General features: G+C 55.8%; 1 pseudogene. It reads left to right on the top strand.

Annotated features, from left to right (window positions below):
* Window positions 1-233: pseudogene (locus KVT28_RS27080) on the top strand (2-isopropylmalate synthase); the annotation flags it as partial.

The raw sequence follows: 233 nt of genomic DNA, 5'->3' as shown, positions 1-233 counted from the left end.
GTTGGCAGCGCAGAGCACATGATCAGTCGCGCCCACAACTATACCGACGATGTTGAGTTCTCCTGTGAAGCGGGCGGGGGTACGTCAATCGACGATTTGTGCCGCATGGTTGAAGCCGCGATCAATGCCGGTGCATCCACCATCAACATTCCGGACACCGTCGGCTACACCCTGCCAGGCGAATACGTCAACATCATTGGCCAACTGGTGGCACGCGTTCCAAATTTCGATAA

Origin of the sequence: Pantoea sp. GbtcB22 (assembly GCF_019091025.1) — a bacterium.
Taxonomy (GTDB): Bacteria; Pseudomonadota; Gammaproteobacteria; order Enterobacterales; family Enterobacteriaceae; genus Pantoea; species Pantoea leporis.
Note: the sequence above shows the minus strand (reverse complement) of the source record. Positions and strands in the feature narration are given on the sequence as shown.